The sequence below is a fragment of the Drancourtella sp. An57 genome (assembly GCF_002161525.1).
GTDB classification, from domain to species: Bacteria; Bacillota; Clostridia; order Lachnospirales; family Lachnospiraceae; genus Sellimonas; species Sellimonas catena.
The window spans coordinates 67,684-87,589 of the sequence record NZ_NFHY01000006.1 but is presented as its reverse complement, the minus strand read 5'-3'; the positions used below and the strand labels follow the sequence as shown (position 1 = coordinate 87,589).

Annotated in this window: 19 protein-coding genes; 2 read left to right on the top strand and 17 right to left on the bottom strand. The window is 47.1% G+C overall.

Annotated elements, in window-relative coordinates; all coding sequences use genetic code 11:
• Positions 1 to 6: 6 nt before the first annotated feature.
• The 5 genes from secD to B5G11_RS06300 form a co-directional block, all read right to left on the bottom strand.
• Positions 7 to 2,154: a protein translocase subunit SecD gene (secD, locus tag B5G11_RS06320; protein WP_087252566.1), complete on the bottom strand. Its 2,148-nt coding sequence runs from the start codon at positions 2,152 to 2,154 to the stop codon at positions 7 to 9.
• A gap of 17 nt (positions 2,155 to 2,171) precedes the next feature.
• A complete protein-coding gene (gene scfB / locus B5G11_RS06315; RefSeq protein WP_087252565.1) occupies positions 2,172 to 3,587 on the bottom strand; it encodes a thioether cross-link-forming SCIFF peptide maturase in 1,416 nt (471 codons plus the stop codon).
• Positions 3,588 to 3,680: 93 nt separating this feature from the next.
• Positions 3,681 to 3,824, bottom strand: a complete 144-nt coding sequence (gene scfA / locus B5G11_RS06310) for a six-cysteine ranthipeptide SCIFF (protein ID WP_008976445.1) — start codon at positions 3,822 to 3,824, stop codon at positions 3,681 to 3,683.
• Between the two features lie 76 nt (positions 3,825 to 3,900).
• Positions 3,901 to 4,272, bottom strand: a complete 372-nt coding sequence (locus B5G11_RS06305; RefSeq protein ID WP_087168312.1) for a TIGR04086 family membrane protein — start codon at positions 4,270 to 4,272, stop codon at positions 3,901 to 3,903.
• Positions 4,273 to 4,332: 60 nt separating this feature from the next.
• The gene (locus B5G11_RS06300) at positions 4,333 to 4,884 is read right to left on the bottom strand and encodes a stage V sporulation T C-terminal domain-containing protein (RefSeq protein WP_087252564.1); all 552 of its coding nucleotides are present in this window, start codon (positions 4,882 to 4,884) and stop codon (positions 4,333 to 4,335) included.
• A 152-nt stretch (positions 4,885 to 5,036) separates the two neighbouring features.
• Here B5G11_RS06300 and B5G11_RS06295 point away from each other — a divergent pair, with 152 nt between their 5' ends.
• Positions 5,037 to 5,483: a GatB/YqeY domain-containing protein gene (locus B5G11_RS06295; protein WP_087252563.1), complete on the top strand. Its 447-nt coding sequence runs from the start codon at positions 5,037 to 5,039 to the stop codon at positions 5,481 to 5,483.
• A gap of 19 nt (positions 5,484 to 5,502) precedes the next feature.
• Here B5G11_RS06295 and B5G11_RS06290 read toward each other — a convergent pair whose 3' ends face one another.
• From B5G11_RS06290 to pth, 3 genes are read right to left on the bottom strand one after another with little or no spacing between them, the layout of a single operon-like run.
• A complete protein-coding gene (locus B5G11_RS06290; protein ID WP_087252562.1) occupies positions 5,503 to 6,675 on the bottom strand; it encodes a peptidyl-prolyl cis-trans isomerase in 1,173 nt (390 codons plus the stop codon).
• A gap of 29 nt (positions 6,676 to 6,704) precedes the next feature.
• Positions 6,705 to 10,076 carry a transcription-repair coupling factor gene (gene mfd / locus B5G11_RS06285; protein ID WP_087252561.1) on the bottom strand — a complete coding sequence of 1,124 codons (3,372 nt, stop codon included), beginning with the start codon at positions 10,074 to 10,076 and terminating at the stop codon, positions 6,705 to 6,707.
• A gap of 18 nt (positions 10,077 to 10,094) precedes the next feature.
• Complete coding sequence (gene pth, locus B5G11_RS06280; RefSeq protein ID WP_087168317.1) at positions 10,095 to 10,664, bottom strand: aminoacyl-tRNA hydrolase; 570 nt, start codon at positions 10,662 to 10,664, stop codon at positions 10,095 to 10,097.
• A gap of 156 nt (positions 10,665 to 10,820) precedes the next feature.
• Between pth and B5G11_RS06275 the strand changes: the two genes are divergently transcribed.
• Positions 10,821 to 11,252, top strand: coding sequence for a hypothetical protein (locus B5G11_RS06275; RefSeq protein WP_087168318.1), 432 nt, complete (start codon positions 10,821 to 10,823; stop codon positions 11,250 to 11,252).
• 20 nt (positions 11,253 to 11,272) lie between these two features.
• Here B5G11_RS06275 and B5G11_RS06270 read toward each other — a convergent pair whose 3' ends face one another.
• The 9 genes from B5G11_RS06270 to B5G11_RS06230 form a co-directional block, all read right to left on the bottom strand.
• Complete coding sequence (locus B5G11_RS06270; protein WP_087168319.1) at positions 11,273 to 11,536, bottom strand: glyoxalase; 264 nt, start codon at positions 11,534 to 11,536, stop codon at positions 11,273 to 11,275.
• Entirely contained in the window at positions 11,523 to 12,212 is a 690-nt protein-coding gene (locus B5G11_RS06265) for an HAD family hydrolase (RefSeq protein ID WP_087168320.1), read from the bottom strand. Before B5G11_RS06265 ends, B5G11_RS06270 begins: the two co-directional genes overlap by 14 nt.
• A 104-nt stretch (positions 12,213 to 12,316) precedes the next feature.
• Positions 12,317 to 13,093 (bottom strand): RNA polymerase sporulation sigma factor SigG, encoded by a 777-nt coding sequence (gene sigG / locus B5G11_RS06260; RefSeq protein ID WP_087168321.1) that lies wholly within the window; start codon positions 13,091 to 13,093, stop codon positions 12,317 to 12,319.
• Between the two features lie 131 nt (positions 13,094 to 13,224).
• The gene (locus B5G11_RS06255) at positions 13,225 to 14,838 is read right to left on the bottom strand and encodes an MBL fold metallo-hydrolase (RefSeq protein ID WP_087168322.1); all 1,614 of its coding nucleotides are present in this window, start codon (positions 14,836 to 14,838) and stop codon (positions 13,225 to 13,227) included.
• Positions 14,839 to 14,918: 80 nt separating this feature from the next.
• Positions 14,919 to 15,659, bottom strand: a complete 741-nt coding sequence (gene sigE, locus B5G11_RS06250) for an RNA polymerase sporulation sigma factor SigE (protein ID WP_087252560.1) — start codon at positions 15,657 to 15,659, stop codon at positions 14,919 to 14,921.
• A complete protein-coding gene (locus tag B5G11_RS06245; protein WP_087252559.1) occupies positions 15,656 to 16,444 on the bottom strand; it encodes a sigma-E processing peptidase SpoIIGA in 789 nt (262 codons plus the stop codon). Before B5G11_RS06245 ends, sigE begins: the two co-directional genes overlap by 4 nt.
• Positions 16,445 to 16,632: 188 nt before the next feature.
• Positions 16,633 to 17,838 carry a cell division protein FtsZ gene (ftsZ, locus tag B5G11_RS06240; RefSeq protein ID WP_087252558.1) on the bottom strand — a complete coding sequence of 402 codons (1,206 nt, stop codon included), beginning with the start codon at positions 17,836 to 17,838 and terminating at the stop codon, positions 16,633 to 16,635.
• 153 nt (positions 17,839 to 17,991) lie between these two features.
• Positions 17,992 to 18,771, bottom strand: coding sequence for a hypothetical protein (locus tag B5G11_RS06235; RefSeq protein ID WP_087252557.1), 780 nt, complete (start codon positions 18,769 to 18,771; stop codon positions 17,992 to 17,994).
• Positions 18,772 to 18,813: 42 nt separating this feature from the next.
• Positions 18,814 to 19,899, bottom strand: a complete 1,086-nt coding sequence (locus tag B5G11_RS06230) for a putative peptidoglycan glycosyltransferase FtsW (RefSeq protein ID WP_242958950.1) — start codon at positions 19,897 to 19,899, stop codon at positions 18,814 to 18,816.
• Positions 19,900 to 19,906 lie beyond the last annotated feature (7 nt).

Below are 19,906 nucleotides of genomic sequence, written 5' to 3'. Positions count from 1 at the left end.
CATGTTTTATTTCTTCTTTCCGGTTCTTGTCTTCATAACGTACCAGAGTGCTCCCGTGATACATACGGAAGAATATGCACCGCACACGATACCGACCATCAGAGGCAGTGCAAATTCTCTGACTGATGTGACACCAAAAACAAAGAGCGCAAACACCATAATAAACGTCGTCAGAGAAGTATAGATGCTTCTTGTCAGCGTCATTGTGATACATCTGTTTACAAGTTCGGCAAGTGGTTCTTTCTTCCTCCGCGCTTTCAGCTCCTCCCGGATCCGGTCAAATATTACAATGGTTGCATTGATCGAATATCCTACAATTGTCAGCATGCACGCAATAAAGGTACTTCCGACTGTAATACGGGATACGGCGTAAAAGGCAAGCACGACGAGGACGTCATGAATCAGGGCCGTCACCGCGCTTGTGGCAAACCGGATGTCCTTAAACCGGAACCAGATATAAAGAAGCATGCAGACTGTGGAGATAATCACCGCAACGACCGCATCCTGCCTCATCTCCGCACTGATCGTAGAACTGATGCTGGAATAGGTAATGTCCGAATCCGACACCTGGAACTCATCAGCCAGTGCCTGATTTAATGCCTCCCTCTGGTCAAGATCAAGGGCTTTCGTCCGGATGACAATCTCAGTGCTTCCTTTTACCTTCTGTGTCTGTACTTCCGAGTCTCCGGATGCTTTCTCAACCACCGGAACAATCCGGGATTCAATTTGCGAAATCGAATAATCTTTCTGAAAATCCACTGTCGTGGATGTTCCTCCCCGGAATTCCAGACTGTAGGCCAGCATACCGTTTTCTTTCACATGATGATATCCCATCACGGCAAATCCGGCAAGGATCACAAGCAGGGAAGCAGCAAAGCAGATCTTTCTCTTTCCAAGGAAGTCTACCGGTTTTCTTTCCTTCATTTTCTTTGCATAGAACTTCTCGTTCCGGATTCCCACCGCATAGAACGAATTGATGATCATCCGTGTAATTACCAGCGCGGTAAACATGGAAACGACGATGCCAAGAGCCAGTGTCTGCGCAAATCCTTTGACCGTTCCCGATCCCCGAAACCAGAGTACCGCTGCTGCAATCAGCGTCGTGACATTTCCGTCAATGATTGCGGAAAGTGCCTTGTGAAATCCGCTCTTCAGCGCGTTCTGCACACTCTTTCCGGACGCGATTTCTTCCCTCACCCTTGCAAAGATAATGACGTTTGCATCCACAGCCATTCCAATGGACAAAATGATTCCGGCAATTCCCGGAAGGGAAAGAGTGATGTCAAATGCGTTCAACAGCACCAGCACCAGTCCGGTATAGATCAGAAGTGCAAGCCCTGCAGCAAGTCCCGGAAGCAGATAAACAGCAATCATAAAAAGGATGACTGCCGCAAGTCCGACTGCTCCTGCCAGAAGACTTGTACTGATTGCCTCCCCGCCAAGCTGGGCTCCCTGCACCTGTGAGTTGAGCTCTTCCAGTTCCAGGGAAAGACCGCCGATCCGGATTGCGGAAGCAAGCTCTTCGGCTTCTTCATAACTTGCCATTCCGTCAATATAAGCGGTATCCACAGTAATAGCTTCATTCACAGTCGGGGAGCTGATTACCTCGCCGTCATAGATAATGGAAATTTCCTTTCCGACATTCTTCTCTGTCGCCTCGGTAAACTTTTCTTTTCCCTGCTCATTTAACTGAAGCTCTACCGTATATTCATTTGCTCCTGTTGTCTGGTTCTGACCGCTCATCGCCTTTGCGGTTTTAATGTCGCTTCCTGTCAGAACCGTCTCGCCATCTGCTGTCTGAAATTCCAGCGATCCCGGCTGTCCAAGCTCTTCCAGAATCTCATTGGCATCCGACACTCCCGGAATGGAAATGCTGATACGATTGTCTCCCTCCTGGTATACATTCGCTTCCGTACTGTATGCTTCTACTCTCTTCTGCAGTTTGTAGATGGTGTCCCGCATCTCTTCCGGCGACGGGTTTTCCTCTTTTGCCTGATAGGTAATGCTGACCCCGCCGGCCAGATCCAGCCCGAGTTTGATGTTTTCCATGGCACCGCTTTGGGAACGGCCCCATCCGATGGCTGTCGTATATACCAGCAGTCCGATTATAAGGACTGTCACAATCAATCCTGCGATCCCTCTGCTTTTCTTCACACTTTACATCCCCTTCTCTAAGCTTCTTCGCTCTCTCCGGAGTTGTCCGCCAGCGCCGCTTTGATCATGATGGCGCATTCCACACGTTTTCTTTCCATCTCACATCCGATGTCATATGCATCATTCAGATTTCCCTCAAAATGGTATGCATTCGCCATACATCCGCCGCTGCAGTAGAACTTCGCAAAGCAGTTTTTACATTTTTCTTTTGAGTAGACATTACAGCACCGGAATGCGTCCGCAATCTCAGGCTTTGTAATACCCTCATCTACATTTCCCATCAGGAAATCCTCATCTCCTACAAACTGATGACAAGGATAGAGGTCTCCCCACGGTGTTACAGCCAGATATTCGGTTCCCGAACCGCATCCTGACAACCGTTTCGCAAGGCACGGTCCGCCTTCCAGGTCGATCATAAAATGGAAGAAATTAAATCCATTTCCTTCTTTTTCTCTCTGAATCATATATTTTGCGAGTTTATCATACTCCTCAAAAATCTGAGGCAGGTCTTCCTCCCTGATTGCGTACGGGTCTGTATCATCACCGACAACCGGCTCGATGGACATCTGCTGAAATCCGAGATCTACAAAATGGCGCACATCCTCTGAAAAATCCAGGTTCTGTCTCGTAAATGTACCGCGCACATAGTATTTCTCCTGGTTTCTGCTCTCGGCAAGTTTCTGGAACTTTGGAACAATCAGATCGTAGCTTCCTTTTCCATTCCGGAACGGACGCATCCGGTCATTGACTTCCCTTCTTCCGTCCAGGCTCAGCACGACATTGTCCATCTCCTTGTTGATAAACTCCTGAATTTCATCATTCAGCAGTACGCCGTTCGTCGTAACAGTAAAACGGAAATGTTTATCGTGAATCTTCTCCTGCTCTCTTCCATATGCCACAAGATCTTTGACAACCTGCCAGTTCATCAGCGGCTCCCCGCCGAAGAAGTCTACTTCCAGGTTTCTTCTGCTTCCGGAATTTGCGATCAGGAAATCCAGCGCCTTTTTCCCTACTTCATAGGACATCATCGCACGTCTTCCATGATATTCGCCCTCCTCGGCAAAACAGTATTTGCACGCCAGATTGCAGTCATGGGCAATATGGAGACAGAGCGCCTTTACTACTGTCTTTCTTTTCATGACATCCTGTATACAGGACTCATGAGTATCCGGTGCGAAGAGCTGTCCTGCCTCCGCTAGTTCAGCGAGATCATCGAGCACCTCGTCAATCTCCTGCGGATTATATTTCTCCTGATACTGTTTTTTGATTTTTTCCTTTGTCTCACCCTCCCGGATGGTATCGGCTGTCTGCTCCGGATTCATCGCGGTCAGTGCTGCGATCAGATCGTATCCCATCTGATCTACGACATGAACACATCCGCTGTTAACATCCAGAACGATATTATATCCATTATTCTGGTACTGATGGATCACTTTGTGTACCCCTTTCTCTTTTTTTCTGTAGACATCAAGAGACAGCGACCAAATAGCCGCTGTCCTGTAATTTCACTTATAAGTCCTGTCTGCCTATTTCTTCTGTTCGCAGGTCTGGTTTCCTACTGTGCAGGAAGTCTTGCATGCTGACTGGCAGGATGTCTGGCATTCTCCGCATCCGCCTTTTTTCATTGTGTTGTTTAAAGTCTGTGTATTTAATGTTTTAATGTGTTTCATCCTGATTTCCTCCTTATGCATTTTGCTAGAAATTATTATATCATAGGCGGTTTCTTTTTTAAAGCCTTTTTTTCGTTTACGACAGCATTCCGCCAAGCATTCCTCCTGCCGCGCACAGTATCAGCGTTGTCACAATCTGCATCGTATCGCCCTGAAGGGTGTGATATACACCAACGGACACCAGTACCAGAAGCAGAAAATATAGCATTCCAAGAATCAGTCCCCAGATAAATTTCCGTACTTTCTGCAGCTTCCCGATCAGAAAACCTCCCGCAAACGCGGACACAACATAGATACCGGTAATTCCTGCCGTCACTTTTCCTTTATCCAGATTCAGCTTATAAAGCAGCACCGCCAGCACCAGAAGCAGGATTCCCGTAACGATGTAGGATACCAGAAGTGCCTGAAAGATCCGCATGACCCCCGATTTTTGTCCTTTTACTCTCATCGCATCCCCCTTGTCCCGTTTTTCTAAGACTATTGTATGATGCGGATTTTCTCTTTATGACTACGTTTCCATCTGACTCCCAAGAAATGCAGCCGCGCACTGAGCCAGTTTCTGACAGATTTCTTCGGAAATGCCTTTTTGCCGCTCCGGTCTGACAAAAAGAACTGATCCGATCACATCGCCTCCTGCCAGCACCGGACAGACAAAAATTTCTCCATAGTCCACCATCTTTTCTTTCAGAAAATTGATACCGGATCCCCCGCTGCGGCTTATGGATACCGCTCTCCGTTCTTCCAGAAGACAGACAAACTCCTCTGATACCTCCTGTTCTGCTACATCCTTTCTCCCTGCTCCGGAAGCAGCAATCACCTTTTCCATATCCGTAATGCAGGAAAGCATTCCCGATGCCTGCGCCAGACTCTCTGCATAGTTCTGCGCAAATGTATATATTTCTCCAAGCGGAGAATACTTCTTCAGAATAACCTCGCCGTCCTGGCCCGTAAAGATTTCCAGCGGAGTCCCCTCGCGGATTCCCAGTGTTCTGCGTATTTCTTTTGGAACAACCACCCTTCCAAGATCGTCGATTCTTCGCACAATTCCCGTCGCTTTCATTTCTGTAAAGTTCCCTCCATTTCACAAATCAGCCGCCTTTTTCCGGCTTTCACATAAGGCTAGTATCTGCAAAAGGAAAATTTTTATTCTGTTTGCACTTTTTCTTAAGAGATAGTAAAATAGAGAAAAACGTTTAGGAGGTCCATAAGGCTATGAGTAAAATCGATGATGTAAGAAAAGAAATGGTCGCTGCCATGAAGGCCGGTGACAAGGCAAGAAAAGAAACTCTGTCTTCTCTTCTTGCCGCTCTGAAAAATAAAGCAATCGACAAGCGGGAAGATCTGACTGAGGAAGAGGAAGTACAGGTTGTCTTAAAGGAGATCAAACAGACAAAAGAGACTCTGGATATGACCCCGGAAGACCGTACCGAAATCATTGAAGAATGCCGGGCACGGATCGCGGTTCTTGAAGAATTTGCCCCGAAGATGATGGGGGAAGAGGAGATCAGATCTGTCATCGCCTCTGTTCTCTCTGATATGGGTCTGGATCATCCGACTGCAAAAGACAAGGGAAAGATCATGAAAGAGCTGATGCCGAAGGTCAAAGGAAAAGCCGATGGCAAACTTGTAAACGAACTTGTCAGCACATTTTTTGAATAAAAGACAAAAATGAAGCAGCCTATTCGGCTGCTTCTTCTGTATTATCTGTATTTTCGGAATCAGTGGATTCTCCACTGTCTGTGCTGTCGGAAGTATCTTCTCCCTCTGCACTGTCAGAAGTATCTTCTCCATCTGTGTTTTCTGAAGAGCCTTCTGTACTGCCGCTGTCTTCTGAGCTGTCCTCCGTCTTCAGGGCAACCCCCTGACCGTTAAAGTCGATCTTTTCCCAGACATCCTTGTTTTCCTTGATGTCAGTGTCTTCTTTCCAGCCATCAAGGATCTCATTGTATCGCTCAGACTCACGTTCGGAGATGATCTCCTGTTTCTTGCTGTCCGTTGCGCTCTGATCAAATGTGGATGTCACCTTTGCCACATAGTATCCGGTATCTGTCTCTATCACATCAGTTACCTGGCCTGCTTCCAGTTTGTCCGCCGCCTGAATGAGCTCCTCATTCGGGGATGTCGTACTGGAGTCAAACGTCAGATCCACTGCTGATTTCTCCTGATCCTCTGCGGCCTGACTGAAATCTGTGCCGCTGTTCACCGCGTTCAAAAATGTTTCCGCCTTCGCTTTTGCCTCTTCCTTTGTATCTGAAGTATTTTCGGAATCACTTTCTTCGGATTCCTCCGTATCCGAGTAGGTAAATGCTACATACTGCAGCGCTTTCTGGGCGGCCTCCTCATCGGAAACATTCCGGTCCACATCTTTTAGCATCTCAGTCTGTACTTTCTGCTGGATTGTAAAGAGTTCCAGAACCTTCTGCACCGTCTCCTTGTCGCCGGAAATCACATCCCGGACCTCCGCATCGTTTGCCTCTACAAACTGGTCCGCAGCATCTTCAATCGACTTCTTTTCTTCGTCTGTCAGTGAAACGCTATAATCGCCGGCATGCTCGTTAACCAGATAGAGTTCCTCCAGCGACTGCATGATCGTCTCCTTGGCCGACTCTTCATAAGTCGTTCCTTCCTCAACCTCGGTTGTCCACATGTTTTCTCCCAGCATAGAGCTGTAATAAGTCTCATACATTGCCTGCTGATATCTTGCAAAGAAATTTGCCACATTTCCTTTAATTTCTGTATCTCCCACGGTCGCAACGACATCGCTGTCTTCAATCGTCTGCTGTCCGCAGCCTGTCATTGCTCCTGCTGCCACAGCGGCAGTCAAAAGGACTACTGCCAAACGCTTTTTCATACTGTCAAAAGCCTCCTTCGTATTTCTAACTACCCTATTATATCCGGTTTTTCCTGGACAATCAATGTTTTTATATCATTTAACAGATTTTTCACGACTTCCAGAATATCCGGGTCCTTTTCCTTCCGGTTCCGCTTTTTCTGCTCATAGAGAAAATACGGCGGCGTATCATTCTTAAAAACAAGTTCTCCTTTCCTGCGCTCCAGAAGTTTCGGTATCTCCTCGCCACGTACCTTCGCCCGCTCATACATGGTGATCTTCAGCGTCTGCCCTTTCTGCTCAATCGAAGTCACATACACGGAATGTGCAAAGGCTTTCAGCCTTGCAATCAGGATCAGCTTCTGTACCTTTTTCGGAATGTCTCCGAACCGGTCAATCAGCTCTTCCATCATATCATCCATCTCTTCTTCGGTCTCAATCAGCGCGATCCGTTTGTAGATATCCAGCTTCTGATATTCATCCGGAATATAGGAAGCCGGAATAAAGGCATCCACATTCAGATCCACCGTTGTTGTAAAGCTTGCGGCTTCTTCCTGGGAAGTGCCCTGTTTCATGTTTTTGACCGCTTCATTGAGCATCTTACAGTAGAGGTCATACCCGACTGCCTCCATATGACCGTGCTGTGCTTCTCCAAGCAGATTTCCTGCTCCCCGGATTTCCAGATCCCGCATGGCAATCTTGAATCCAGATCCAAGATCCGTAAACTCCCGGATCGCGGCAAGCCGCTTTTCCGCAACCTCTCTGAGCAGACGGTCTCTCCGGTAGAGAAGAAAGGCATAGGCCATCCGGTTGGAACGCCCGACTCTTCCTCGCAGCTGGTATAGCTGGGAGAGCCCCAGTTTGTCCGCATCATGGATAATCATCGTATTGGCATTGGAAATATCAAGCCCGGTTTCAATAATAGTCGTGGAAACAAGCACATCGATATCCCCGTTGATAAAGTCATACATGATCCGCTCCAGCTGATGTTCCCTCATCTGCCCGTGAGCGTAGGCAACATTTGCCTCCGGAACAAGGCTCTGGACTCTGGCCGTGATCTCCGCAATATCCTTGACTTTATTATAGACATAGTACACCTGCCCCTGTCTGGACAACTCTCTTACAATTGCCTCCCTTACCATCTCATCCTGATATTCCATGACATAGGTCTGGATCGGCATCCGGTCCATCGGAGCCTCTTCCAGCACACTCATATCCCGGATTCCAATCAGGCTCATATGAAGAGTTCTTGGAATCGGAGTAGCTGTCAATGTCAGGACATCCACATTTTCCCGCAGTTTTTTGATCTTTTCCTTGTGCTGCACTCCAAACCTCTGCTCCTCGTCGATCACAAGAAGTCCCAGATCTTTGAAGCAGACGTCCTGACTCAAAATCCGGTGGGTTCCCACCAGAATATCCACCTGACCTTTTTTCAGGTCTTCCAGCGTCTTTTTCTGCTGGGAAGGGGTACGGAAACGGCACATCAGATCCACCCGAACCGGGAAGTCTTTCATCCGCTGAACAAGGGTGTTATAATGCTGCTGCGCCAGAATGGTGGTCGGTACAAGAAATGCCACCTGCTTATTCTCCTGCACCGCTTTAAAGGCCGCCCGGATCGCCACCTCGGTTTTTCCAAAGCCAACATCTCCGCAGATCAGACGGTCCATGATCTTGTGGCTTTCCATATCCTTTTTTGTCTCTTCGATGGCCGCTGCCTGATCGTCTGTCTCCTCAAACGGAAACATCTCCTCAAATTCTTTCTGCCACACCGTATCCGGCTCATAGGCATAGCCTTCCTTTTCCTGCCGTGCGGCATAGAGCTCCACCAGATCTCTCGCGATCACCTGTACCGCTTTACGGACTCTTGTCTTGGTACGCTCCCAGTCCTGTCCGCCCAGACGGTTGAGTTTCGGTTTCTTTGCATCCGCCGATGCGTATTTCTGGATCAGATCCATCTGGGTAGCCGGGATGTAGAGATTTCCGCCTCCTGCATAGGAAATCTTCATGTAATCCTTCTCAATCCGGTCTATCTCAATTTTCTCGATTCCCTGATAAATTCCAAGCCCATGATTCTCATGAACTACATAGTCCCCCGGCTTTAAGTCGGTAAAACTCTGGATCTTTTCCCCTTCGTAAATCCTTCTTCGTTTCTTTTTCTTCTTTTTCCCGAAAATATCGGTCTCCGAAATCACGGTAAACTTCAGCATCGGGTACTCATACCCAACTGCCACATGACCGTAGGACACAAGAATTTCTCCCGGTTTTACCAGTCTTTCGGGATCTTCATCATAAAAACTGTTCAGATCATAGTCCCTGAGATCTTCCGCAAGCCTTCTTGCCCTTGTCCGGGAACCCGAAAGCAGAATCACCCGGTACCCGTTTCGCTTCAGCCTTTTTAAGTCTCTCGTCAGCACCTCAAAACTGCTGTTATACGGGTTCACGTTTTTAGCCAGAATGCTGTATACATCCCGGACCAGAAATTCTTTTACTTTGCCCTCCAGTGCTGTAAATCCGATACTGTGATACTGATTGATCAAACCTGCAATCTCGTGGACCGGAAAGATCCTGATGTCTTTTTCTCCTTCCGGAAGCTTTTCTTCTTCCTCTCTTCGCTCCCTGGCCTGCCGGACTTCCTCCTCGATGACTTCTCCACGTTCGTAGAGTCTTGACGGCTCATCCAGAAACAAAAGCGTCTCTTCCGGACGGAAATAGCGCAGAAAAGAGACCTCCTCCTGCTCATCCGCCTCATCCCAGGCCGGATACACCGTGATCTCCTCCCTGTTTTCTATGGATCTTTGTGTCTGGGCATCGAAGGTACGGATCGAATCAATCTCATCGTCCCAGAATTCAATCCTCACCGGCATCTCCTCTGTCAAAGGAAAGATATCGACAATTCCTCCACGCACCGCAAACTGCCCCGGCCCTTCAATCTGTACTTCCCTGTCATATCCCATTGCGGATAACCTTTGAACAAGTTCTTCCAGATCTGACGTCTCCCCTGTGCGGACAGAAAAAACTTCCTCATCGATCTTCAACGGTGGACGTACCCCGTCCATCAACGCGCCGATCGTTGTAATAACCGTTACATTTTCCTCTTCTTTCAGTGCGCGGAATACTTCCATCCGCTGCTTGACCAGATATTTTCCTCTGATATCCGCCCGATAAAAGAGGAAGTCCTTCGCCGGATAGAACAGGACTTCCCCATCCAGAAACTGATATTCTTCAAGAACTTCCTTTGCCTTTTCTTCATCTGCAAGAATATAAAGAATCCTCCGGCCGTCTCCAGAAAGAGCATACGCAAGATGGCTTTTCTGCGAACCGGTACTTCCGGCAATCTGAATCATCCCTTTTCCCCGGTATTTTGTCTTCTGAATCGTCTCGAATTCCGCAAGCTCCAAAAGAGGTTCCGTAAAAGCCTTCATTGTGTTCTCCTCCTTCCATCAGCCTTTCCGGTTAAACTGATTCATCGCTTCGTCAATTTCTCCAAGTCCGGCCATTCTGACGGCCTGTACTGCCTTTTCATATGCCACTTCCATCTTCTCTTTCTCTTCCTTTGAGAAATGGCCCAGTACATAATCCGCCAGATCATAGCCCTTCGGCTTCTCCCCGACACCGACCTTCACACGCATGAATACATCGTGCCCAAGGTGGGCGATAATATTTTTAATTCCGTTATGTCCGCCGGCGCTCCCCTTTTTCCGGATCCTGAGCTGACCCACATCCAGACTGATATCATCATATATAACAATCAGCTCCGTGGCCTCATCCACCTTATAATAGTCCACCAGCTCCCGGATACTTTCCCCGCTTAGATTCATAAAGGTCTGGGGTTTTGCGAGAATCACTTTTACGCCGTCGATAACCCCTTTTCCGATCAGCGCCCGGTGTTTTCTTGTATCAACTGCTATATGGTATTCTTTCGAAATTCGGTCTATGACATCAAAACCGACGTTGTGCCGTGTGTCTTCATACTTTGATCCCGGATTTCCTAATCCTGCGATAATAAACATGCATCTCTACCTCTCTTTTTCGTATTTTTCTATTCTACCGCAAAAAGCCGCGTTTGGCAACGCCGCATAATTTTTTCCGACGTCACATATATTTATAAAGACATAATCCCGTGGTGCTGCAGGATTCATCATTACTGAAAGGAGGTCTTTTCACTTATGAGTTCCAAAACCAGAATCGTCGTTTTTCACATGAAGGAAATTATCTATACCGCCATTTTTGCAGCCCTTGGCATTCTTCTTGTGCTTCTGCTTCTTTTTATGTTCCTTCCGGATCATTCCGGAAAAAAGCAGACGTCCAAAGAATACACTCCCGGCATCTACACAGCCAGCATGACATTGAATAACACGCCGCTGGAAGTGGAAGTTTCGGTCGACAAAAATCATATCAACTCTATCCGTTTTTCCAATCTGGATGAAAGCGTGGAAACCATGTATCCTCTTGTTCAGCCGGCCATGGAAGAAATTGCCGGACAGATCATCGAAACGCAGTCGGCAGATCAGATCAAATCCGGAGAGGACGATTCCTATACTTCCAACCTGATTCTTGATACCATCCAAAAAGCGCTGAAAAAAGCCGAGGCAGACTGATATGCTGCCCCGGCTTTCCCTTATCCTTCTACAACCAGATACTTCCCTTCCGGAAGCACAAACACTTCGGACGCATCTTCGATTTCCTGCAGTGTCATTCCATCCACATCCGCTCCGGACTCTTCCAGATATTCTTTTACCTCTTCGAGCGAATCCAGCACAACTGCCATGCAGTCCTCGAGGAAAGCTTCCGCCTCTTCCGGTGTCTCAGCGACCGGTTCATCAAAAAGCTGTGACTGATCTCTTAAAAACACTTCGATACATTCTTCACTAAATCCGTTCATTCTTTCCCTCCTCACCTTTGGTATTATTTACGATCACGGTCAGTTCTTCCGGATGATCAATAATCACATCCGCCCCTGTTTCCTTCAGGATTTCTCTTGACCGGAATCCCCAGCTGACACCGACCGTCATTACCCCGGCATTGTTTCCGGTGCACATGTCCACATCGGAATCCCCGATATAGACACATTCTTCCCGGCTGATCCCTGCCATCTCCATAATCGCAAAGACAGCTGCCGGGTCCGGTTTCCTCGGAATCTCTTCCTTTTGTCCCTGTACATAGTCAAATATTGCATCTCCAAAAAAAGTATGGACCACATCCTTTGTCTGTCCGTCCGGCTTATTGGAAAGAACAGCCAGATAAATCCCTCTTTCCTTGAGTGCCTTTAACATCTTTTCAATTCCGTCATACGGCTTTACATGATACGTACAGTTTTCTGCAAATACCCTGCCGTAAATCTCCATGGCTTCCTCAATACGCACAAGATCTTCATCTCCGCACGCCTTTAATGTCCTCTCCATGAGCTTTCTTGCGCCGCTTCCTACAAACTCCCGGCACTGTTCCAGGGTAATCACCGGCAGCCCCATCCGCTCCAGAGTCAGATTTACCGAGCGTGTCATGGACTCCAATGTATCTGTCAATGTTCCATCCAGATCAAAAATACAAGCCTTATACATTTTCTTTGCCTCATTCTTTTCTTAGTACTTTCTACACGTATAGCATAATATATGCCTGCCAAAATTTCAACAAAAAAAGAACGCCCGGCAGGCGTTCTTTTTCCTTAGTCCAGATACTGCCGCATCAGACGGAGCGCATTTTTTTCCAGTCTGCTCACCTGAGCCTGGGAGATATTTACTTCTCTGGCCACCTCCATCTGGGTTTTCCCTTCGAAAAAACGGAGACGGATAATATATTTTTCTCTTTCATTCAGGTGTTCCATCGCCGCCTGCAAAGACAGATCTTCAATCCACCTCTCCTCTTTGTTCTTTTTATCACTGATCTGATCCATCACATACAGTGCATCTCCGCTGTCATTATAAACCGGCTCATTCAAGCTGACCGGAGCCTGGATTGCATCCAGCGCAAATACGATATCCTCTTTTGCAATTCCGATCTCTTCGGAAATCTCCTGAACGGTCGGTTCTCTTAAATTCTTTTTGACATAATTTTCTTTCGCATAGATCGCCTTGTATGCTGTGTCCCGCAGCGACCGGCTGACGCGGATGGAATTGTTGTCCCGCATGTATCTTCGGATTTCTCCGATAATCATCGGCACCGCATAAGTAGAGAACCGGACGTCCAGCTCCGTATTAAAATTATTAACCGCTTTGATCAGGCCGATACAGCCGATCTGAAAGAGATCATCCGGATTTTCATTGCTTCCCGCGAACCTCTTGATCACGCTGAGCACCAGTCTTAAATTTCCCTTGATGTATTTTTCTTTTGCCTCTTCGTCTCCTTCTTTGATCCGGGCAAACAGTTCCTCTTTTTCTTCCTCTTTCAAAAGCGGAAGTTTTGCAGTATTCACTCCGCATATTTCTACTTTGTTCAATGCCATCGTACATCCTCCTGTCACGGCAACTCTGCCTTTCTAACAGAAATCATGCACATCCCGGCATCCTCTTATTCAGTATGGAAAAAAATAAAAAAACTTTTAGTCCTTGACAATTCGGCTCTTCTTAACAGGTACTAATCATTTCTGTCCCATTTGTCAGCAAGATTCAAAATCTGACTTTCCAGCTTCGCGAGATCTTTATTGGAAAGCCCTTCGTTTTTCATAACAACATCCAGCAGATGTTTTGCCGCGGAAACCGCACGGCCAAACACCTGATTTGCGCGGATTCTGGCCGGTTTCTCGGAAGACTTCTTCGGCACTCTGACTCCCTCGCTTAAGATTTCATCCTCTATCAGATCCACACATGCTCCGGAGTACGGCGCAAACGCTTCGTATCCGAGTGTCTCTTTGATGGATGCGGCAAATTCATCCGTCACCTGGTCTTCCCCGTGTACGACAAACACATGCTTCAACGGCGTTTCAAAAGCGGAAAGCCAGTTCAGCAGCCCGTTTTTATCCGCATGCCCGCTGATTCCCTGAAGTGTACAGATTCTGGCATTGACTTCTACATTTTCTCCGAACAGCTTGACACACTCCGCTCCTTCTATCAGTTTGCGTCCCAGCGTTCCCGCTGCCTGATAGCCGACAAAAAGAACCGTGCACTCTTTTCTCCACAGATTATGTTTCAGATGATGCCGGATCCGTCCCGCCTCGCACATACCGGAAGCAGAAAGGATAATCTTCGGCTTTTCGTCAAAGTTGATCTGTTTGGATTCTTCGCTTGTTGTCGTCAGTTTCAATCCGGAAAACCGGAGTGGATTGATTCCTTTATTCACGAGCTCCATTGCTTCTTCATCGAAACATCCCAGCATATTTTTATTAAACACATTGGTTGCCTCAATGGCCAGTGGACTGTCCACGTACACTTCAAAGTCCGGATACTCCGGAAGGAGATTTTTTTCCTTGATCTCCCGGATAAAATAAAGCAGTTCCTGTGTTCTTCCTACCGCAAAGGACGGTACAACAACATTTCCGCCTTTTGCAAATGTTTCCCGTATCACTTTCGTGAAATCGCCCACATAGTCCGGAATTCCCGCACCATGTGTCCGGTTTCCGTATGTAGATTCAATGACCACATAATCTGCTGCTTTAACCGTCGATGGATCCTTGATAATCGGCTGATTGATATTTCCTACATCGCCGGAAAATACGATCTTTCTCGTTTCTCCGTCTTCTGTGATCCACACCTCAATGCATGCGGAGCCGAGAAGATGTCCCACATCGCTGAACCGGACTTCAATCCCGTCACAAAGTACAATCTTCTGTCCGTAGTCACATGGTGAAAACAATGCCGCCGCATCCACCGCGTCCTGCATCGTGTATAGAGGCTCATAGAATGGTGCGCCGCTTCTTCTGGCCTTACGGTTTCTCCATTCCGCCTCGAATTCCTGGATATGCGCACTGTCACGAAGCATAATGCTGCACAGATCCGCAGTCGCAAAGGTCGATACAATATCTCCCTGAAATCCGTTCTTGACAAGGAGTGGCAGATTACCGGAATGGTCAATGTGTGCATGGGTCAGGAGTACATAGTCTATCTCGGACGCCGACACCGGGATTTCCTGATTTTCGTACAGATCCGGCCCCTGTTCCATCCCGCAGTCTACCAGAATATGTTTATTGCACGCTTCCAGAAGATGGCAGCTTCCCGTCACTTCATGTGCCGCACCTATAAATCTTAGTTTCATAACATCGCCCCTTTTCCTGTGGTATCGTATGTAGATATTGTATCACTTTTTATCAGTTTCTTCTCCCTTTTTCTGAATTTTTATTCCAGTTTTGTAATTTCTTTTTTCAGACGTATCATAATCTTTTTTTCCAGTCTGGATATGTAAGACTGTGAGATTCCAAGCACGTCCGCCACTTCTTTTTGTGTCATTTCCTCTCCGTCCGGAGTTCCCAGCCCGAACCGCATATTTACGATTCTGCGCTCTCTGACAGAAAGTCTCCCCACGGCCCGGATCAGCATGTTTTTCTCCGCTTCCGTTTCCATATCCTTGTAGATTGTATCTTCTTCTGTTCCGAGAATATCAGAAAGCAGCAGTTCATTTCCGTCCCAGTCTACATTGAGCGGCTCATCTATGGAAACCTCCAGTCTTGTCTTGCTGTTGCGTCTGAGATACATCAGAATCTCATTCTCAATACATCTGGATGCATACGTCGCAAGCTTGATATTTTTATCCGGATTAAATGTATTGATCGCCTTGATCAGGCCGATTGTACCGATCGAAATCAGATCCTCCACTCCGACTCCTGTATTGTCGAATTTTTTTGCGATATAAACAACAAGCCGCAGATTATGCTCGATGAGCTGCTTTCTTGCGTCCTCATGCTGTTCCGTACAGAGCTGTTCAATCGCCTTTGCCTCTTCTTCCACTTCCAGTGGCGGCGGAAGAATATCTGAACCTCCTATGTAATACACTTCCTGCTTTTCCGGAAAAAGCCATGTCCGGAAAGCCGGAAAAATTTTCTGTCCGAATGTGTTCGGCACCGTAATGTTCATAATCATTTACATCCCCTCCTAAAAATATCCGGATTTACAAGTATCCGGTATGTTCCGTCTGTTGAAATCCTGGTATCCGATATCCCGATCCAGATATCACAGATCTGCTTTTTCTCTTTCCTCGGCAGATATAGACTGTCAAACTGTACCAGAAGCAGTCTGGCATGCTCATTTCCGACAGACCGAAAACCGATATAGCGCCTTTTCTGCGTGCTCTCCATAAGGCTTTCGACCGCCTCTCTTTCCACGATACAGACCGGCTGTCCGGTAAGCGGATCCGTCAGGCTGTTTCCCGTATCAATCAGTCCTTTCAGCCGTACCTTCCTCCCGGACTGTTCCACCAGAAGTTCGCAGGTATATTGATTCTGCCTTTGCATCTGACGCCAGAATGCCCACACCGCCTGCATCAGTTCATAGCTGACAACGGCAAACAGAAAAAAAAGACTTCCTGTACGAATATATTGCCCGAAAAAGCTAAAAATACCGCCCAACAGAAATCCGCCCCCGTAAAGCATAAAAAAAGCTTTCACAAACTCCCTCATGCCGTGTACGGGAATTGCCGCTTTGAGCATAACCGTATTCACCGCTACATGGTATAGCAGCAGTTTCACAAAGCCGGGAACCGGGAGCATTATCGTAAGACAGGTCAGCAAAGAGCCCAGAACCGCTCCCGGAAGCACCCGTCTTCTCCGGAAATCACCGGCCAGCATCCTGCACACCGCTGCTAAAAGCAGATAATCCATCATAAAATTGACGAGGAAGAATACATCCATGTAGATTTCATAATACATGCTTCACCCTCTTTTCTCCTGTCGCTGCTAAATCGATTCAGTATACGAACAAATAGTATTATAAAAAAAAGGAACTTGAAATTTTGTCAGAAACTGACAGAGAAACTTGTTTTCTTTCGACATGCAAACATAGAAAAAAGGTATGGAAACTCTCGCCTCCATACCTTCTGATTATCTTAATTCACTTTTTATTTTTTAAAGAAATCCGGAATCTTGATAGTCTGCTCTTTTACTCTTCCCGTTCCTGCAGAGTAGGATGGTGTGGAAGACTGAGCAGTTGTGCTGCTTTCCGGTGCTGCAGATGTCCTCGGCTGCTGCGGCATTCTTGTCACTCTCCCCATATCTGATTTAAGAGAGGATGTATCCTGAGTCTCGGCAAATACAGATCCTGCCGATCTGGCTGTTCCGATTTTGGATTTCAGCTTGGATGCTGTACTTTCCTTGCTGTTATGTAAACCCGTCGCGATGACCGTCACTGTTGCTTCATCAGACTTGGATTCATCATACATAGCACCGAAGATGATGTTTGCATCTTCTCCTGCAAGCTCCTGAACATGCTCTGCTGCGTCGCTTGCATCCATAAGAGTGATATCACCGGAAATATTGATGATGACATGAGATGCTCCTGAGATTGTTGTCTCAAGCAGCGGACTGGATACAGCCTGTTTTACAGCCTCCAGCGCCTTGTCATCTCCTCTTCCGTGTCCGATTCCGATATGGGCGATACCCTTGTCGATCATAACTGTCTGAATGTCGGCAAAGTCAAGGTTGATCAGGGATGGTACATTGATCAGGTCTGTGATTCCCTGAATACCCTGCTGAAGCACTTCGTCTGCCTTTTTCAGTGCATCCGGCATCGTTGTTCTTCTGTCGACAATCTCAAGAAGCTTATCATTCGGAATGACAATCAGTGTGTCTACATTTTCTTTTAATTTTTCAATGCCGGCAAGTGCATTATTCATACGGGCTCTGGATTCAAAACGGAAAGGCTTTGTAACAACGCCGACTGTCAGGGATCCCTGCTCTTTTGCGATACGTGCTACAACCGGTGTTGCACCTGTACCTGTACCGCCGCCCATTCCGCATGTAACAAATACCATGTCTGCGCCTTTGAGTGCTGCCGCGATCTCATCTGCGCTTTCTTCTGCTGCTTTTTCTCCAACTTCCGGCTTTGCTCCTGCTCCAAGTCCTTTTGTGAGCTTGTCTCCGATCTGCATCAGTGTAGGGGCCTTGCAGAATGAGAGAGCCTGTTTGTCTGTGTTGATGGCGATAAATTCTACTCCAGCAATCTGCTCATCTATCATGCGGTTGACAGCATTATTACCGCCTCCACCTACACCAACGACGATAATTTTTGCTGCTGCTTCTGATTCATTTGTCTTAATTTCTAACAAGAGTGTCTCCTCCTTTGTTATGCTTTATTATTTATACACCCTACTAGTTCATGTATTCTGCCATATATACTATATAATATAGTCTTTCTTTCTAAATTTCAATAGAATTTTTCCTATTTTTCGATTTTTTTACGCCAGATTCCTATGGTACTTTCAGGTATTTGATCCCTCTGTTGTTTCACTTTTTTCAAAGCGGATCGTCTCCGTCAGCTCTCCATAATGTTCCAGATGGAGCGTCCCGCTCTGTCCTTCCAGCTTCTCAAGAATAGCCGGAAGCTGTGCCGCCTTCTCCTGCGGATCCCCGCTTCCAAGTTCCGCGCAGATGTTCCCGAAATACAGTGTCAGATTTTCTCCATCGCATACAATCCGGTCCGGGCTGACCCCGCTTCTTCCAAGAATTTCCTGGATCCGGACAATATATTCAAATACGGAAGAATCCTGAACGGTAAGTTTCTTTCCTTTTTCGGCTTTCGAAACATCAAGCCCCTCTACAAGACTGAGACCGTCTCTCTGGCTATCCGTAACCCCGAGAACCATGCCTTCGTTGTCAAAATAGACATATTCCTCATCCCGTCTGGCATACCCGGCCGGACTTTTTTCCTTCACATCCACCCGGATCGTCCAGGGATTCACCATATGAAATTCCATACTTTCGACAGTCGGCGGCTCCGGATAGTCTCCCAGTTTTGTGCTTAAAAGCAGAACCAGAGAATTCCCATCCCCTCCCTGTTCACGGATGTACCGGCTTACTTCGCTGTCTGTAAGAAAATCGTTCCCCCTCACCCGGATATCTCTGAGCTGGAACAAAAGAAGAAACACGATGATGCCGGCAATGACAGCTGCCCCTGTTCCCAGTCTTGTCAGAATCTGCCTTCGCCTGGTACGCTTGATCCTCTTTCTCTTCTCATCCCTTTGCACAATCTGATCATTCATGGATGTGCCTCCTGTATTTTTCCTATCATTAACGCTTTTATTTTACCAACTGGCAACGCTGAATACAAGCCCCATTTCCACGAGAAGGAAAACAACAGATGTTCCCCCATAACTGATAAAAGGAAGGGTAATTCCGGTATTGGGAATTGTATTAGTTACAACGGCTATATTCAAAATCACCTGAATCATCATATGCCCCATGGCTCCTGCCGCAATCAGTGCCCCGAAAAGATCCGGTGCGTGAGATGCGATCACAAAGAAGCGCCAGATCAAAAGGAAGAACAGCAGAATAACAAGAACCGCTCCCACAAGCCCCAGTTCCTCACATATAATAGAGAAAATCATATCGTTCTGCGCCTCCGGGACAAAACCCAGCTTCTGGATACTGCTTCCAAGTCCTTTCCCGAACAGTCCTCCTGATCCGATGGCGTAAAGCCCCTGAAGGGTCTGATATCCTTTCTCATACTTCTCCGGATTCTGCCAGATCGCGATCCGCTCCAGACGGTAACTTTCCAGGCCGAGAAAGACTGCCATAAAGCCGGTCCCTGTCACCGCCATCCAGATGAACTGGCCATATTTGGGACTGGCCGTAAAAATCAGGATCACGGCGATTCCAAGAATGATTACTGCCGTGCTTAAGTTGCTTGCTCCTACAAGACCCACAACCGGCAGAGCGAAAAGCATGATCCGAAACAAGATGGAAAGCTTTCCGATCTTCTTTGCATTTCTTGTCACAAGCCATGCCAGAAACACGATCAGAGCAACTTTGACGTACTCTGACGGCTGAAAAGAAAATGGTCCCAAAGACAGCCATCTTTTGGAACCATTGTATTCATCGCCAAACAGCATGACGGCGATGCAGAGCACAATCGCCAGAATATATCCTGGTACAGCAAGCTTCGCCCAGACATGATAATCGGTCTTTGCCACTGCGTACATCCCGGCAATGCCAAGCGTTGTAGCAAATATCTGTTTTTTTAAATAATAGAAAGAATCTCCAAATTTTATCCTTCCATTATAGGAACTGGTACTGTACAGGATCACCAATCCCGTTATCACAAGTAAAAAAACGATCACCAGAAGGACTTTGTCAATTCCTCCGGACTCCGGTTTTTCCGCCTGCTTCAATCTATCC

Bases quoted from the DNA above. Each gene is read 5' to 3' on its own strand.
- scfA (WP_008976445.1), bottom strand. From the start codon at position 3,824: ATGAAACACATTAAAACATTAAATACACAGACTTTAAACAACACAATG.
- B5G11_RS06305 (WP_087168312.1), bottom strand. From the start codon at position 4,272: ATGAGAGTAAAAGGACAAAAATCGGGGGTCATGCGGATCTTTCAGGCA.
- B5G11_RS06300 (WP_087252564.1), bottom strand. From the start codon at position 4,884: ATGAAAGCGACGGGAATTGTGCGAAGAATCGACGATCTTGGAAGGGTG.
- B5G11_RS06295 (WP_087252563.1), top strand. From the start codon at position 5,037: ATGAGTAAAATCGATGATGTAAGAAAAGAAATGGTCGCTGCCATGAAG.
- B5G11_RS06290 (WP_087252562.1), bottom strand. From the start codon at position 6,675: ATGAAAAAGCGTTTGGCAGTAGTCCTTTTGACTGCCGCTGTGGCAGCA.
- mfd (WP_087252561.1), bottom strand. From the start codon at position 10,076: ATGAAGGCTTTTACGGAACCTCTTTTGGAGCTTGCGGAATTCGAGACG.
- pth (WP_087168317.1), bottom strand. From the start codon at position 10,664: ATGTTTATTATCGCAGGATTAGGAAATCCGGGATCAAAGTATGAAGAC.
- B5G11_RS06275 (WP_087168318.1), top strand. From the start codon at position 10,821: ATGAGTTCCAAAACCAGAATCGTCGTTTTTCACATGAAGGAAATTATC.
- B5G11_RS06270 (WP_087168319.1), bottom strand. From the start codon at position 11,536: ATGAACGGATTTAGTGAAGAATGTATCGAAGTGTTTTTAAGAGATCAG.
- B5G11_RS06265 (WP_087168320.1), bottom strand. From the start codon at position 12,212: ATGTATAAGGCTTGTATTTTTGATCTGGATGGAACATTGACAGATACA.
- sigG (WP_087168321.1), bottom strand. From the start codon at position 13,093: ATGGCATTGAACAAAGTAGAAATATGCGGAGTGAATACTGCAAAACTT.
- B5G11_RS06255 (WP_087168322.1), bottom strand. From the start codon at position 14,838: ATGAAACTAAGATTTATAGGTGCGGCACATGAAGTGACGGGAAGCTGC.
- sigE (WP_087252560.1), bottom strand. From the start codon at position 15,659: ATGATTATGAACATTACGGTGCCGAACACATTCGGACAGAAAATTTTT.
- B5G11_RS06245 (WP_087252559.1), bottom strand. From the start codon at position 16,444: ATGTATTATGAAATCTACATGGATGTATTCTTCCTCGTCAATTTTATG.
- B5G11_RS06235 (WP_087252557.1), bottom strand. From the start codon at position 18,771: ATGAATGATCAGATTGTGCAAAGGGATGAGAAGAGAAAGAGGATCAAG.